Genomic DNA, 14921 nt, shown 5'->3' with positions numbered 1-14921 from the left:
GCCCCCTGATGGATTTCGGGATCGTGCTGCAGACCGACCCGCCCGCGGCGGAGGTCGTGCGGATGATGAAGGCCGCCGAGGACGCCGGGTTCCGGTACGGCTGGACGTTCGACTCGTGCGTGCTGTGGCAGGAACCGTTCGTGATCTACTCGCGGATCCTCGAAGCGACGTCCGCGCTGGTCGTGGGCCCGATGGTGACCAGCCCGGGCACGCGGGACTGGTCGGTGATGGCGTCGACCTTCGCGACGCTCAACGACATGTTCGGCAACCGCACGGTGTGCGGCATCGGCCGCGGCGACTCCGCGCACCGGGTGGTCGGCCGCCCGCCGTCCACTTTGGCCACCGTGCGGGAATGCATGCGCGTGGTGAAGGATCTCGCCGAGGGCCGCGAGGTCACGATGAACGACACCGCGGTCCGGATCCCGTGGATTCGCGGCGGACGGCTGGAAATGTGGATGGCCGGGTACGGCCCGAAGGCGTTGCGGACCGTCGGCGAACACGCGGACGGTTTCATCCTGCAATGCGCCGACCCGGCCATCGCCCGCTGGACCATCGGTGCGGTCCGGGACGCCGCCCGGGCGGCCGGGCGCGATCCGGGCGGGATCACGATCTGCGTCGCGGCCCCGGCGTACGTCGGCGAAGACCTGGCGCACCAACGGGAACAGCTCCGCTGGTTCGGCGGAATGGTCGGCAACCACGTCGCGGACCTGGTCGCCCGGTACGGCTCGTCCGGCCCGGTGCCGCACGAGCTGACCGACTACATCCGCGAGCGCGAAGGCTACGACTACTCCCACCACGGCCGCGCCGGAAACCCGTCGACCGCGTTCGTGCCGGACGAGATCGTCGACCGGTTCTGCCTGCTCGGCCCGGCCTCGGCGCACATCGCGCGGCTGGAGGAACTGGCGGAGCTGGGGGTGGACCAGTTCGCGCTGTACCTGATGCACGACGAGCGGGAGGAGACGATGGCCGCGTACGGGGCGCAGGTGATCCCTAAGCTGACCGCCTGATCAGTCCAGCATCGCCTGGTACACCAACTGCCGCAGCTGCTGCCGGATCGGATGGGTCGACGACGGCAGCAGCTGCGTGTAGAACGCCACCGTCAGGTCCTCGTCCGGATCCACCCAGAACGCCGTCGACGCGGCCCCGCCCCACGCGTATTCGCCGGGCGTGGCAAGGGTTTTCGCCTTCACCGAGTCGATCAGGACCGAGAAGCCCAGCCCGAAGCCGTACCCGTCGAAGGGCATCTCCGCGAACAGCGGACGGCCGTATGCCTCCAGGTCCACATGGCCCGGCAGGTGGTTGGCCGTCATCAGGTCGACCGTGCGCGGGCTCAGCACCCGCACGCCGTCGAGTTCGCCGCGGCGCAGCAGCATCTGCGTGAAGCGGTGGTAGTCCGCCGCCGTCGAGACCAGGCCGCCGCCGCCCGAAAGGCATGCCGGACGCGACGTGCCCACCGCGCCGAAGGCGTCGTTGCGGACCAGCTTCTTCGTCCCCGGCGCGGGCAGGTACAACGCCGCCAGCCGGTCGGTGTCCGAAGTCCAGAACCCGGTGTCTTCCATGCCCAGCGGGCCGAAGATCCGCTCGGCGAACACCTCGTCGAGCGGCTTCCCCGCGAGCACCTCGACCAAGCGGCCGAGGACGTCGCTCGCCACCGAGTAGTTCCATTCCGCGCCCGGCTGGAACACGAGCGGGAACCGCGCCCACGCCTGGGTGCATTCCGCCAGGTCCAGCCCGGGCGGCGTGCCCCATTCGTACCCGCCTGCCCGGTAGACCGCGTCGACCGGGTGCGTGTGGTGGAAGCCGTAGGTGAGGCCCGCGGTGTGCGAAAGCAGGTGCCACAACCGGATCGGTTCGGTCGCCGGCTCGGTGACCGGAGCCAGCGCCGAACCTTTCGCGTACACCCGCGGCTCGGCGAATTCGGGCAGCCACCGGGAAATCGGGTCGGTGAGGTCGATCAGGCCCTCCTCGACGAACGTCATCGCCGCCACCGAGGTGACCGGCTTCGTCATCGAGAAGATCCGCCAGATCGTGTCGGTCTCGACCGGGACGCCCGCCTCGACGTCGCGCGAGCCGTGCGACGCGACGTGCACGATCCGGCCGTGCCTGCTCACCACCGCGAGGAAGCCCGGCAGCAAACCGTCGTCGACGTACCGGGCGAAATGCCGGTCGATCCGCTGCAGTCGTGCCCCGTCGAAACCCGCGTCGGCCGGATCGGCCTCCACCTTCACCTCGGTCGCCATGGCGGCGACCTTACGCCGGACTGGCCGCTTTCCGCTCCGCCGCCTTTTCCTCGCGCCAGGCCTCGTCGTTCTTGCCCTCGCGCCAGTATCCGGACAGCGACACCGCGTCCCGCGCGACGCCGCGCTCGTCGAACAGGTACCGCCGCAGCTCCCGCACGAACCCGGCCTCGCCGTGGACGAACGCGTGCACGTCCTCGTCCGGCCACGGCAGCGCCTTCACCGCGGCGACCAGATCGTCGGACGCCGAGCGGTGCAGCCACGTGACCTGCGCGTCGGCCTTGGTCGCGAGCGGCTGGTGCTCCGATTTGTCCGCCACGAGCAGGAACACGTGCGCCCGCGCCCCCGCCGGCAGCGCCTCCAGCGCGGCGGCGATGGCGGGCACCGCCGATTCGTCGCCCACCAGCAGATGCCAGCCGGCGTCGGCGCGCGGCGCGTACGCCCCGCCCGGACCGGCCAGCAGCAGCTCGTCGCCCGGCTGTGCGCGCTGCGCCCACGGCCCGGCGAGCCCCTCGTCGCCGTGCACGACGAAGTCGAGCACCAGTTCGCCCGCGGCCTCGTCGTACGAGCGGACGGTGTACGTGCGCAGCCGCGGAGCGTGCTCGCGCGGCAGTTCTTCGCGGATCCGGTTCAGGTCGAACGGCTCCGGATACTCCACCCCGGCCACCTTGAAGATCACCTTCACGTACGCGTCGGTGAACTCGTTCGGGCGGAAATCCTTGAGCCCCTCGCCGCCGGCCACGATCCGGATCATGTGCGGCGTGAGGTGCTCCTTGCGCAGCACCTCCAGCCGCACCGCGGTCCTCCCCTTGCGCGCCGGACCTTCGGCCATCGAACACCCCTGTTTCAGTAAGGTTTACCTAAGTCGCGGCTCCCACGGTACGCGCCTTCACCCGTTCCGCCCAGTGCCGCCGTCCCCGAGTCCGGCGAGCGTCGCCCGGAAGCCCGCCCTGACCCGGCCCCGATACCCGGCGAAGAACCGGTTCGCCAGCAGCACCGCCCACCACTGCCCGGTCGCGGCGTTCCGGACGCGGTGCGTGACGCGGGCTCCGGCCGGGTCGTCGGCGACCTCGTACTCGCCGCGGTACCACCAGCCGCCTTGCGCGGCCAGGAACCGGCGATCGCGATCCGCTTCCAGCTTCATCGAGCGGTCCGCCGCGGTCAACCGCTTTTCCAGCCGCGCGAACACCTCCGCGGGCGCGGCCGAGACGACTCCGGAGACCTCGACGATCGTTCTCACGCTTCCCACGGCTTCGACACCCGGGTGTTCTGGAACGCGGTGATCCGCCACCCGTCGTCGCCCCGCACCAGGACGTAGGTCAGCGTGCTTTCACGGCCTTCCGCCGCCGGGTCGTCGCCTCCGGTCAGCGACGAACCGCCGCCGGTCACGATGACCGCGACGTCGTCCCGCAGGAAACGCACCCGCGGTTCGCCGAACCCGGTGAGCTTCGAGCCTTTCAGCGGCCCTTGGAACAGCTCCCGGTGCGAGTCCGCGATCGCCTGGCGGCCCTCGGACCGGAACCCGAAGAACGTCACGTAATCGGCGTCTTCGGTGAACAGGTTCCCGTAGGCGGTGGCGTCGCCGCTGTTCCACGCGTCGGCGAGGCGGGTGAGGACGGACAGGACTTCTTCGCGCTGCGACATGCTTATACTCCTTAACGAACGTCGTTCGTGTACGAGGTCCAGTTGTACTCACGAACACCGTTCGCGTCAAGCGCGGAGGTCGTCTAGGCTTCGGGAATGACCGCACCGCCCCCGCCCTGGCGCCGGACGCCGAGCCCGCGCCGGCGCGCCGCGAAGCAGATGCTGTCGCAGGAACTGATCGTGAAAACCGCGCTCGAAATCCTCGCCGCCGAGGGCATCGACGCCGTCTCGATGCGCCGGGTCGCGCAGCAGCTGGAGACCGGGCCCGCGTCGCTTTACGCGTACGTGGCCAACAAAGAGGAACTGGACGAGCTGATGCTCGACGCGGCGCTGAGCGAGGTGCCGTGCCCGGAACCGGATCCGCAGCGGTGGACCGAACAGGTCAAAGAGCAGGTGCGGCACCAGATCCGGGCGATGATGGCGTATCCGGGCATCGCGAAGGTCGCGTGGCAGACGCCGATCCCGGTGACCCCGAATTCGTTGCGGCAGGGCGAAATCATGCTTCAGCTGCTGCGCGCGGGCGGCCTGGATCTGCGGCAGGCGGTGTTCGCCGGCGACGCGTTGAGCACGTACACCAAGGCATTCGCCTACGAAGCGAGCGGCTGGACGTTCGGCGATTACGACCCGGAGAAAATGAGCGAACGCGAGCGGCAGATGGCCGACTACATGCGGTCGCTGCCCGCGAGCGCGTTCCCGAACCTGTTGCAGGCCGGGGAATTCTTCACCGCGGACACCAGCCAGGCCCGGCTCGAATTCGCCTTGGAGGCGTTCGTGGCCGGGCTGGCGGCGATGGTCAGAAAGTGAGCACGATCTTTCCGCGCGCGTGTCCCTGTTCCAGCTCGCGGTAGGCGGCTTGGACCTCCGCGAGCGGATACGTCGCGGCGATCGGGACCTCGAGCAATCCCTTGTCCGCCAAGGCAACGAGGTCGCGCATGACCTCGGCGCTCGCGCCGGCGATGTTGCCCTCGGTCTTCACCCGGTACTTCTCAGCGGCGTCGAAGTCGACCACCGTGTCGATCCGGCCGGGGTAGACGCCGAGCCGCAAGGCCAGTTCGACGTAGCCGTCGCCGTAGGTGTCGATGAACGCGTCCACCCGGTCGCCAGTCAGCTCGCGGAGCCGCTCTTCGAGCCCTTCGCCGTACGCGATCGGGACGATCTCGTGCTCGCGCAACCACTCGTGGTTCGCTTCGCCGGCAATGCCGATGACGGTCGCGCCGGTGAGCTTCGCCAGTTGCACGGCGAGCGAGCCGACCCCTCCGGCGGCTCCGGACACGACGATCGTCTCGCCCTCGCGCGGGCACACCGCGCCGACCGCGGCGTACGCGGTCGTTCCGGCCACGAACAAGCCGCCCGCGACCTCCCACGGCAGCCCGTCCGGCTTCGGGACGAGATGCTCCGCCGGGACGAGCACGTACTCGGCGTGGCTGGAGCGGGTGTGCACGAAGCCGACGACCTCGTCCCCCACCTGGATTTCTTCGACGTCCGGGCCCAGTTCGGCCACCACTCCGGCCAGGTCGCTGCCCTGCCCGGACGGGAAGGTGGACGGCCAGCGCTCGGCCAGCGCACCCACCCGGATCTTCGTTTCCCCCGGATTGATCCCCGCGGCCCGGACCCGCACGAGCACCTGTCCGGATTCCGGCACCGGCCGGGGCACTTCGGCCAGCTGCAGCACTTCGATCCCGCCGTGTTCGCCGTATCTGACCGCCTGCGGCATACGCGTCTCCCTCGCTCGTATGGTTAGTCCAACAAACGATCGGACGAATTTATGCCCGGCGGGCGGAAATTCAGCCGGCGAGCCTCCGGACCACGGCATCCGCGAGCAGGCGGCCGCGATCCGTGAGCACCGCGCGACCCCGACTGTCCAATTCGGACTGTTCGAGCAAGCCCTCCGCGGCGGCCGCCCGGGCCTCCTTCGCTCCGGCCTCGTCGAGCGCGGACAGCGCCAGCCCGTCGGAGATCCGAAGCTCCAGCATGATCCGCTCCAGGTGCTGGTCCTCCGGAGTGAGCACCTCGCGGTCGGCTTCCGGGCTCTGTCCTTCCGCGAGGAGGCTGGAGTACTTGGCGGGATGCTTGACGTTCCACCACCGCACGCCGCCGACGTGACTGTGCGCGCCCGGCCCGGCGCCCCACCAGTCGCCGCCCTGCCAGTAGCCGAGGTTGTGGCGGCACCGCGCCGCCTCGCCGGTCGCCCAGTTCGACACCTCGTACCAGGTCAGGCCCGCGCCGGCGAGGACGGAGTCGATCATCTCGTAGTAGCTGGCCAGCGTGTCGTCGTCCGGTGCGGGCAGCTCGCCGCGCCGCACCCGGCGGGCCAGCGCCGTGCCGTCCTCCACGATGAGCGCGTACGCCGACACGTGGTCGACGCCCGCCGAAAGCACCGCGTCGAGCGACGCGCGCAGGTCTTCGACGCGCTCCCCCGGCGTGCCGTAAATAAGGTCGAGATTCACGTGCTCGAACCCGGCGGCCCGGGCCTCGCGCGCGGCGTCGACCGGACGGCCGGGCGTGTGCACGCGGTCGAGCACCTTCAGCACGTGCCGGGCGGCGGACTGCATGCCCAGCGAAACCCGGGTGTAACCCGCGTCACGGATGCCCGCGAAGAACTCGGGCGAAGTGGACTCCGGGTTCGATTCGGTCGTCACCTCCGCGCCCGGCGCGAGCCCGAACACCGACCGGACGCCGTCGAGCACCTCGGCCAGCCCGTCCGCGCCGAGCATGGACGGGGTCCCGCCGCCGACGAACACCGTCTCTGCCTGCGGTGCGTTGCCGAGGATTTCCGCACCGAGCTCCAGCTCGCGGCGCAGCGCGTCCAGCCACGACCGCGGCGAGGCGGCGGAGCCGAGTTCGCCCGCGGTGTAGGTGTTGAAGTCGCAGTAGCCGCAGCGGGTCGCGCAGAACGGCACGTGGACGTACACGCCGAACGGACGGGTGCCGAGGCCCGCGAGCGCGGTCTCGGGCAGTCCGGCGGAAGGACGGTGGGTGTCGGGAACAGGCACGACGTCCATTCTCCCCCGCCGCGCCCGGGTCCCCGCGCACCCCTGCGCCACCCGGCGGAAAGTTCGGCCGCCGAACGATGCAACGCCGGGCGCGCGCTCCGCCGCCAAGCCGCCGATACCGTCCCACTAGGAGTCCGAAAGACGGGAAAGACCTGGCAGATCGCCCGCCCCATGCACATCCGGGACGGTTTCGCACCGCTGGAGTGAGCCTTCTCCCACGATCCGGACGCCCTTGGACGACGTTCGGCCCGCGTGGCAATCTGAGCCGGTGAGTCCTGCCGGTGTCCTTCTCGTGGCGCGCCGCCACGTCGACCTTCTCCGGGTCGCGAGCGCGCTCTGCCGGCCTGTTCGCTGACTCCCGCGCCAAGCCTGCCCAGCCCACCACCTGGACCACCGGCCCGCTGCCGCCCGCGCCGACGCCGCGGCGGAGCCGCCTCGACAACCCCGCCCGGAGGATCTCCATGTCCGCACCCCCGCGTGAAACGCCCGCGAAGGGCCGCACGCCTCGGACGCGCCAGAAGCGCGGCGAGGGCCAGTGGGCGCTCGGCTACCGGGAGCCGCTGAACCCGAACGAGCAGTCGAAGAAGGACGACAACCCGCTCAACGTCCGCGCGCGGATCGAGAACATCTACGCGCACCGGGGCTTCGACGCGATCGACCCGGGCGACCTGCGCGGCCGGTTCCGCTGGTTCGGCCTCTACACCCAGCGCAAGCCGGGCATCGACGGCGGCCGCACCGCGCAGCTGGAGCCGGAGGAGCTGGAAGACAAGTACCTGATGATGCGCGTCCGCACCGACGGCGGCGCGCTCACCACCGAGCAGCTGCGCGTGCTCGGCGAGCTGTCGCAGAAGCACGCGCGCGACACCGCGGACATCACCGACCGGCAGAACATCCAGTACCACTGGATCGGGATCGAGGACGTGCCCGCGATCTGGTCGCGGCTCGAGTCGGTCGGCCTGACCACCACCGAGGCCTGCGGCGACAGCCCGCGCGGCATGCTCGGTTCGCCGGTCGCCGGGATCGCCGAGGACGAGGTGCTCGACGCCTCGCCCGCGCTCGAGGAGATCCGCCGCCGCTACATCGGCGACCCGCGGTTTTCGAACCTGCCGCGGAAGTTCAAGACCGCGATCTCCGGGCTGCCGGACATCGTGCACGAGATCAACGACATCTCCTTCGTCGGCGTCGACCACCCCGAGCACGGCCCCGGCCTCGACCTGTGGGTCGGCGGCGGGCTGTCCACGAACCCGATGCTCGCCCAGCGGCTCGGCGTGTGGGTCCCGCTGGACGAGGCGGCCGACGTCTGGGAAGGCGTCGTCTCCATCTTCCGCGACTACGGCTACCGGCGGCTCCGTTCGCGGGCGCGGCTGAAGTTCCTGGTCAAGGACTGGGGTCCGGAAAAATTCCGGGAAGTTCTCGAAACGCAGTACCTGAAGCGGAAGCTGATCGACGGACCGGCGGTGCAGAACCCGGCCGTCCCGGTCGACCACGTCGGCGTGCACAAGCAGAAGGACGGCAAGTTCTACCTCGGTGCCGCGCCGATCGCCGGCCGGGTGTCGGGCAGCACGCTGGTCGCGGTCGCCGACGCGGCCGAGCGCGCCGGGTCGCGCCGGGTGCGGCTGACCCCGCTGCAGAAGCTGGTCGTGCTCGACGTGCCGGAGGCGGAAGTCCCGGCGCTGCAAGCGGAACTGGCCGAACTGGGCCTGCAGACCAAGCCGTCGCCGTGGCGGCGCAGCGTGATGGCGTGCACCGGGCTGGAGTTCTGCAAGCTCGCGATCGTCGAGACGAAGGTCCGCGCGCAGCAGCTGGTCGCGGACCTGGAGAAGTCGCTCGCCGACATCAACGCGCAGCTCGAAACGCCGGTGACGGTGCACCTCAACGGCTGCCCCAACTCCTGCGCCCGCGTGCAGACCGCGGACATCGGGCTCAAGGGCCAGATCGTCACCGACGCGGACGGCAACCAGGTCGAGGGCTTCCAGGTGCACCTCGGCGGCGGGCTCGGCGCCGACGCCGGGTTCGGCCGGAAGCTGCGCGGCCACAAGGTCACCGCGGGCGAACTGGTCGAGTACGTGGAACGCGTGGTGCGCGCGTACGTCGCGGGCCGCGAACCGGGCGAACGCTTCCCGCAGTGGGTGCTGCGGGCGGACGAAGGGGTGCTGCAGTGACCGCGGTGGCGGACTATCGGGCGCTGGCCGAGCGCGCCGGGAAGGAACTGGCCGACGCGACCGCCGAGGAGGCGCTGCGCTGGACGGCCGACACCTTCGGCGACGACTTCATCGTGGCGTCGAACATGCAGGACGCGGTCCTCATCGACCTCGCCACGAAGGTCAAGCCCGCGGTGGACGTGCTGTTCCTGGAGACCGGCTACCACTTCGCCGAAACCCTCGGGGTGCGCGACGCGGTGCAGACGGTGTACCCGGACGTGCGGATCGTCAACGCGCAGGCCGAGCAGAGCGTCGCCGAACAGGACGCGGAATACGGGCCGAAACTGCACGAACGCGACCCCGGGCAGTGCTGTTTCCTGCGCAAGGTCGTGCCGCTGCGGCAGACGCTCGGCAAGTACTCGGCGTGGGTCACCGGCGTGCGCCGGGTGGACGCGCCGACCCGCGCGAACACGCCGATCGTCACCTGGGACGAGCGCAACGGCCTGGTGAAGATCAACCCGATCGCGGCGTGGACCGACGACGAGTTCAACGGCTACCTGCACGAGAACGGGATCCTGGAGAACCCGCTGGTGTCGATCGGCTACCTGTCGATCGGCTGCGCGCCCTGCACGGCGAAGGTCGAGCCGGGGCAGGATCCGCGCAGCGGCCGGTGGGCCGGGCAGTCGAAGACCGAGTGCGGATTGCACGGCTGAGAGAGGACGCATGACGACTTTGGAACCGGCGGCCGACGCGGCCGTCGACAACCTGGCCGCCCTTGAGTCCGAGGCCATCCACATCTTCCGCGAGGTCGCGGGCGAGTTCGACCGGCCGGTGATCCTGTTCTCCGGCGGCAAGGACTCGACGCTGATGCTGCACCTGGCGATCAACGCCTTCTGGCCCGCGCCGGTGCCGTTCCCGCTGCTGCACGTGGACACCGGGCACAACTTCGACGAGGTCCTGGAGTTCCGCGACCGCGTCGTCGAAAAGCACGGCCTGCGCCTGGTCGTCGCGAAGGTCCAGGACTGGATCGACGACGGACGGCTCGAGGAACGCGCCGACGGCCTGCGCAACCCGCTGCAGACCACGCCGCTGCTGGAGACGATCGCGGAGAACAAGTTCGACGCGGTCTTCGGCGGCGGCCGCCGCGACGAGGAGCGGGCGCGGGCGAAGGAGCGGATCTTCAGCCTGCGCAACGCTTTCGGCCAGTGGGAGCCGCGCCGGCAGCGGCCGGAGCTGTGGAACCTCTACAACGGGCGGCACCGTCCCGGCGAGCAGGTCCGCGTGTTCCCGCTGTCCAACTGGACCGAGGCGGACGTGTGGAACTACATCGCGCGGGAAAAGGTCGAGCTGCCGTCGATTTACTACGCCCACCAGCGCGCGGTCTACCAGCGCGACGGCATGTGGCTCAGCGAGGGCCCGTGGGGCGGGCCGCGTCCCGGCGAGGACGTGCGCGAGCTGAGCGTGCGCTACCGGACCGTCGGCGACGGTTCGTGCACCGGCGCGATCGAATCCACGGCGTCCACTGTGGAGGAAGTGATCGCCGAGGTCCAGGCTTCGCGGCTCACCGAACGCGGCGCCACCCGCGCCGACGACCGGATGTCCGAAGCGGCCATGGAAGACCGCAAACGGGAGGGCTACTTCTGATGTCGAGCCTGCTGAGGCTGGCCACCGCGGGCAGCGTGGACGACGGCAAGTCCACGCTGGTCGGGCGGCTGCTGTACGACACCAAGTCCGTCCTCGCCGACCAGCTCGACGCGGTCACCCGCGCGTCTGTCGACAAAGGACTGTCCACTCCGGACCTGTCGCTGCTCGTCGACGGCCTGCGCTCGGAGCGCGAGCAGGGCATCACGATCGACGTCGCGTACCGGTACTTCGCGACGCCGAAGCGGTCGTTCGTGCTCGCCGACACCCCGGGGCACGTGCAGTACACGCGCAACACGGTCACCGGCGCGTCCACCGCGCAGCTCGCGGTGCTGCTGGTCGACGCGCGCAACGGCGTGGTCGAGCAGACCCGGCGGCACGCGGCCGTGCTCGCGCTGCTCGGCGTGCCGCAGCTGGTGCTGGCGGTGAACAAGATCGACCTCGTCGACTACGACGAGAACACCTTCAGCGTCATCGCCAAGGAGTTCACCGCGCACGCGGAATCCCTCGGCTACGACTCGGCGTCCGTCGTCGCCATCCCGGTTTCCGCGCTGGTCGGCGACAATGTCGCGACCCGGTCCGAGCGGACCCCGTGGTACGACGGCCCGTCGCTGCTGGAGCACCTCGAAAACGTGCCGGTGGCACCGGATCCGCACGATTCGGCGCTGCGGTTCCCGGTGCAGTACGTGATCCGCCCGCGCACCGCCGAGTATCCGGACTACCGCGGCTACGCCGGTCAGATCGCCGCCGGAACGGTGCGGCCGGGCGACGAGATCGTCGTGCAGCCGCAAGGGATCCGCAGCCGGGTCGAGCGGATCGACACCGCGGACGGGCCGTTGGAAGAAGCAGGCGCCGGCACCTCGGTGACCCTGCTGCTCTCCGACGACATCGACATCAGCCGCGGCGACCTGATCGCGGCGGCCGACGCGTCGCCGGAGGTCACGGACGAGATCACCGGCACGCTGTGCTGGCTGTCGTCGAAGCCGCTCAAGACCGGCGCGCGGGTGTTGATCAAGCACGGCGCCCGGACCGTGCAGGGGCTCGCCACCGAGTTGCACGCCCGGTTCGACGAGCAGACCCTGTCCAGTGTGGACTCTCCGGCAAGCCTGGAGCTCAACGACATCGGCAGCGTCAGCCTGCAACTGGCCGAGCCGCTGCCGGTGGACGACTACGGCGTGAGCCCGCGCACCGGCGCGTTCCTGGTGATCGACCCGAAGGACGGCGACACGCTCGCCGCCGGTCTCGTCGGCGAGCGGTTCTCGTGACGCCGCCCCTGGTCGCCGTCGCGCACGGCAGTCGCGATCCCCGCTCCGCCGCGACGGTGCGGGCGCTGGTCGACGTCGTCCGTGCGCAGGCGCCGGGGCTGGACGTGCACGAGTCGTTCCTCGACCTGTCGGAGCCGCGCGTCACTGACGTGCTCCGCGGGCTTTACGCACAGGGGCACCGCTCCGCGGTCGTCGTGCCGTTGTTGCTGGGCAGCGCTTTTCACGCCCGGGTCGACCTGCCCGCGCTGGTCGACGAGGTGACCGCGGAGTGCCCCGGGTTCCGGATCCGGGTGTCGGACGTGCTCGGCGCCGACCCGGCTCTCGAAGCCGTCGCCCTCGACCGGCTCGCCGGAGCCCGCCGCCGCGGCGGAACCGGGGTGCTGCTGAGCGCGGTCGGTTCCTCGAACCCCGAGGCCAACGCGGTCGTCGCCGGGGTGGCCGCACGCTGGGAAAAGCGGCTCGGCCTGCCGGTCAGCGAGGCGTTCGCCAGCGCGACCCAGCCGGACATCCCGGCCGCCGCGGCCCGGCTGCGCGACCGCGGCGCGCGGCATCTCGTGGTGGCGTCGTGGTTCCTGGCCCCCGGCCTGCTGCCGGACCGGATCGCGGCGCTGGCCCGCGAGGCCGACCCGGGCGCGTTCATCGCCGAGCCGCTCGCGGACGACCCGCGCGTCGCGGACGTGGTGATCGGCCGGTACGCCGCCGCGATTTCCGGCCTGCTGCGCACCGCCGCCTGACCTTCACACCGGGCAGCCCGCCCCGGTCGCCCGCAGCGAGGCCTCCCACAACCGCTTCTGCAGGTCGGCGTCGTGCGAGCGCGCGCTGGACTTGACCAGCTCCGGGTAGCCGCGGATCTCGAAAAGCCCGCCAGGACCGTAATACTCGCCGTTGCGCGCGCCGGGATCGGTCGCCGCCCGCAGGGTCGGCAACGCACCCATCGCGGGCGTCCGCCCGAAGAGCCGCGCGATCGCCAGGTTCGCATCCCGGAAGACGGACGACGAGTGCCGGAAAATCTCGGTAGTCGCTCCGCCGGGATGCGCGGCCAGCGAGACGGTTTCGGTGCCCCGCAAGCGTTTCGCGAGTTCGTAGGCGAACAGCAGATTGGCCAGTTTCGACGCCGAATACCCGCTGGCCGCGTGCAAGTCTTCCGGGTCGGTCCGGCCGAACCGGTGCGCGATGCTGCTGACCGTCACCACCCGCGAGCCCGGCACTTCCAGCATCCGGTCGAGCAGCAGCGCGGTCCACGCGAAGTGGCCGAGGTGGTTCACCCCGAACTGCATCTCGAACCCGTCCGCGGTCCGGCCGGGCGCGTTGGTCACGCCCGCGTTGTTGATCAGCAGGTCGATCCGGTCGTGCCGGGCGCGCAGCTCGTCGGCCGCCTCCCGCACGGAGTCCAGCGACGCCAGGTCCAGCCGGACGACCTGGGTTCCCCGGCCGATCCGGCTCGCCGCGTCGTGGGCTTTCCGCGCGTCTCGGCAGGCCAGCACGACGCTGGCCCCGTGCTCAGCCAATGCGCGGGCCGTGGCGAAGCCGAGGCCGGTGTTCGCTCCGGTGACCACCGCGACGCGTCCGCTCACCAACCTGAACCACTCGTTCATGTTGTATAGTGAACCATCAGTTCACCTTTATCGGCAAGGAGCGAGCAGTGCGGGCAGACGCGGCACGAAACCGGGCAGCAATCCTCGCGGCCGCGCGACGATTGCTGGCGACTCGCGGACCCGAGGCCGGAATGGACGACATCGCCGCCGAAGCCGGGGTCGCCGTCGGCACCCTCTACCGGCATTTCCCCACCAAACATGACCTGGTGCGAGAAATCGCCGAAGACCTCGGCACCGCGATCGCCGACGTGCTCGACAACGCCGCCGCCCGCGTCGCCGCCGAGCAGACCACCGCGGCCGACGAGCTTCTCGGCCTGATCCGCCGCGTCGTCGTCGACCTCAGCGAAGAACGCCTTCTCCGCACCGCACTCTCGAACCTGTCGCCCGAGCCGCTGCAAGCGATGCGCCAGCACGCCACCCGCGCGATCGAATCCCTGATCACCGCCGCCCATCGGGAGCACGCCCTGCGACCGGGAATCTCCGCAGACGACGTCGGCCTGCTCCTCGCCACCTCGCCGGGCGCGGACGTTCCGGAACCCGCCCGGCAGCGCTGGGTCGAACTCGCCTGGCTCGCCCTGTCGGACCACCGTCGGTAGGCCCGAACGGCCGATCAGCCCACTGTTACCGCCACAAGGTGAGCAGTATTCACATTTTTCGTCACCGTGCGCTGCTGTGAACGGTCAATCCTTGACGCGCTACTTAACTTGCCGGTAACTCTCTAATCGCTGCGCAGCTTTCTCTCTCCCCCGTGAAACCCGCAGGTAGGAGCACACAGATGAAAGCACCTCACTTTTACCGGCTGGCCGCGCTGACGGCGGCCGCCGCCCTTCCGCTCGCGCTGGCGGCCCCGGCGTCCGCCGCGACCGCGATCAACTTCGACTGCCAGGCCGACGCGCCGGTGGTCGGCCCGCAGCAGGTGTCGCTGACCCAGAACGCCGACGTCACCGCACCCGCGACGGTCGCGCCCGGCGGCGCGTTCGACGTCGTCATCGACCCCGCGCCCAACACCGTCCCGAGCGACGTCGGCGGCAACAAGGTCAAGAACATCAACACCTTCGCGCTGAAGTTCCCCGTCCCGGCCAACTCGACCTACGTCAGCGCCGACCTCGCCGGCGGCTCCGGCCTCGGCGACACCGCGCCGACGATCAGCGTGGCCGACGGCGTCGCGACGCTGAGCTTCCCCGGCCCGATCGCCGGCGGTTCGACCTTCGAACTGCCGACCATCACCGCACACCTCAAGGCAGGCGACTCCGGCACGATCGAGACGAAACTGTCCGGCACCAGCTACAGCGACCCCGGCCTGACCTTCAAGGCCGTGGCGAGCAGCATCATCGGCGACGTGACCGCGCCGACGGCGTGCTTCCCCAACCCGAGCCCGGTTTTCACCACCACGACCATCGGCTGA

General features: G+C 70.5%; 17 protein-coding genes. 10 read left to right on the top strand and 7 right to left on the bottom strand.

The window, feature by feature from the left end:
• Positions 1-8 precede the first annotated feature (8 nt).
• On the top strand, positions 9-1007 hold the full coding sequence (locus FKO37_RS18245; RefSeq protein ID WP_037813650.1) for a TIGR03842 family LLM class F420-dependent oxidoreductase: 999 nt from the start codon (positions 9-11) through the stop codon (positions 1005-1007).
• Here the strand turns inward: FKO37_RS18245 and FKO37_RS18240 are convergent, their stop codons facing one another.
• Genes FKO37_RS18240 through FKO37_RS18225 form a run of 4 tightly spaced genes read right to left on the bottom strand, consistent with a single transcriptional unit; the run spans position 1008 to position 3881 of the window.
• Entirely contained in the window at positions 1008-2240 is a 1233-nt protein-coding gene (locus tag FKO37_RS18240) for a serine hydrolase (RefSeq protein WP_238605186.1), read from the bottom strand.
• 10 nt (positions 2241-2250) lie between these two features.
• On the bottom strand, positions 2251-3069 hold the full coding sequence (locus tag FKO37_RS18235) for a siderophore-interacting protein (RefSeq protein ID WP_043837376.1): 819 nt from the start codon (positions 3067-3069) through the stop codon (positions 2251-2253).
• Positions 3070-3126: 57 nt separating this feature from the next.
• Positions 3127-3486 (bottom strand): hypothetical protein, encoded by a 360-nt coding sequence (locus FKO37_RS18230; RefSeq protein ID WP_238605184.1) that lies wholly within the window; start codon positions 3484-3486, stop codon positions 3127-3129.
• Complete coding sequence (locus FKO37_RS18225; RefSeq protein ID WP_043837374.1) at positions 3474-3881, bottom strand: SgcJ/EcaC family oxidoreductase; 408 nt, start codon at positions 3879-3881, stop codon at positions 3474-3476. The genes FKO37_RS18230 and FKO37_RS18225 overlap by 13 nt, the downstream gene beginning before the upstream one ends.
• A gap of 96 nt (positions 3882-3977) precedes the next feature.
• Between FKO37_RS18225 and FKO37_RS18220 the strand changes: the two genes are divergently transcribed.
• Entirely contained in the window at positions 3978-4685 is a 708-nt protein-coding gene (locus FKO37_RS18220) for a TetR/AcrR family transcriptional regulator (protein WP_107051056.1), read from the top strand.
• On the opposite strand, the gene FKO37_RS18215 is transcribed toward FKO37_RS18220, so the two are convergent.
• Together FKO37_RS18215 and hemW are read right to left on the bottom strand one after the other, a co-directional pair.
• The gene (locus FKO37_RS18215) at positions 4675-5595 is read right to left on the bottom strand and encodes an NADP-dependent oxidoreductase (protein ID WP_238605183.1); all 921 of its coding nucleotides are present in this window, start codon (positions 5593-5595) and stop codon (positions 4675-4677) included. The two genes, FKO37_RS18220 and FKO37_RS18215, sit on opposite strands and share 11 nt — an antisense overlap.
• A 70-nt stretch (positions 5596-5665) precedes the next feature.
• Complete coding sequence (gene hemW, locus FKO37_RS18210; protein ID WP_238605182.1) at positions 5666-6883, bottom strand: radical SAM family heme chaperone HemW; 1218 nt, start codon at positions 6881-6883, stop codon at positions 5666-5668.
• A gap of 259 nt (positions 6884-7142) precedes the next feature.
• Here hemW and FKO37_RS47775 point away from each other — a divergent pair, with 259 nt between their 5' ends.
• The 6 genes from FKO37_RS47775 (at position 7143) to FKO37_RS18185 (ending at position 12655) form a co-directional block, all read left to right on the top strand.
• Positions 7143-7229, top strand: coding sequence for a putative leader peptide (locus FKO37_RS47775; RefSeq protein WP_350540000.1), 87 nt, complete (start codon positions 7143-7145; stop codon positions 7227-7229).
• Positions 7230-7335: 106 nt separating this feature from the next.
• Positions 7336-9036: a nitrite/sulfite reductase gene (locus FKO37_RS18205; RefSeq protein WP_134663018.1), complete on the top strand. Its 1701-nt coding sequence runs from the start codon at positions 7336-7338 to the stop codon at positions 9034-9036.
• Positions 9033-9728: a phosphoadenylyl-sulfate reductase gene (locus FKO37_RS18200; protein ID WP_134733000.1), complete on the top strand. Its 696-nt coding sequence runs from the start codon at positions 9033-9035 to the stop codon at positions 9726-9728. Before FKO37_RS18205 ends, FKO37_RS18200 begins: the two co-directional genes overlap by 4 nt.
• A gap of 10 nt (positions 9729-9738) precedes the next feature.
• Positions 9739-10659, top strand: a complete 921-nt coding sequence (cysD, locus tag FKO37_RS18195) for a sulfate adenylyltransferase subunit CysD (RefSeq protein ID WP_238605181.1) — start codon at positions 9739-9741, stop codon at positions 10657-10659.
• A complete protein-coding gene (locus FKO37_RS18190) occupies positions 10659-11921 on the top strand; it encodes a sulfate adenylyltransferase subunit 1 (RefSeq protein ID WP_134663020.1) in 1263 nt (420 codons plus the stop codon). The genes cysD and FKO37_RS18190 overlap by 1 nt, the downstream gene beginning before the upstream one ends.
• Positions 11918-12655 carry a sirohydrochlorin chelatase gene (locus FKO37_RS18185; protein ID WP_134663021.1) on the top strand — a complete coding sequence of 246 codons (738 nt, stop codon included), beginning with the start codon at positions 11918-11920 and terminating at the stop codon, positions 12653-12655. The genes FKO37_RS18190 and FKO37_RS18185 overlap by 4 nt, the downstream gene beginning before the upstream one ends.
• A gap of 3 nt (positions 12656-12658) precedes the next feature.
• Here FKO37_RS18185 and FKO37_RS18180 read toward each other — a convergent pair whose 3' ends face one another.
• Positions 12659-13516 carry an oxidoreductase gene (locus tag FKO37_RS18180; protein ID WP_238605180.1) on the bottom strand — a complete coding sequence of 286 codons (858 nt, stop codon included), beginning with the start codon at positions 13514-13516 and terminating at the stop codon, positions 12659-12661.
• Between the two features lie 47 nt (positions 13517-13563).
• Here FKO37_RS18180 and FKO37_RS18175 point away from each other — a divergent pair, with 47 nt between their 5' ends.
• Entirely contained in the window at positions 13564-14112 is a 549-nt protein-coding gene (locus FKO37_RS18175) for a TetR/AcrR family transcriptional regulator (protein WP_238605179.1), read from the top strand.
• Positions 14113-14291: 179 nt separating this feature from the next.
• Entirely contained in the window at positions 14292-14921 is a 630-nt protein-coding gene (locus FKO37_RS18170) for a hypothetical protein (RefSeq protein ID WP_037813684.1), read from the top strand.

It is taken from the genome of Amycolatopsis sp. Poz14 (genome assembly GCF_006704225.1).
GTDB lineage: Bacteria > Actinomycetota > Actinomycetes > Mycobacteriales > Pseudonocardiaceae > Amycolatopsis > Amycolatopsis nivea.
Note: the sequence above shows the minus strand (reverse complement) of the source record. Positions and strands in the feature narration are given on the sequence as shown.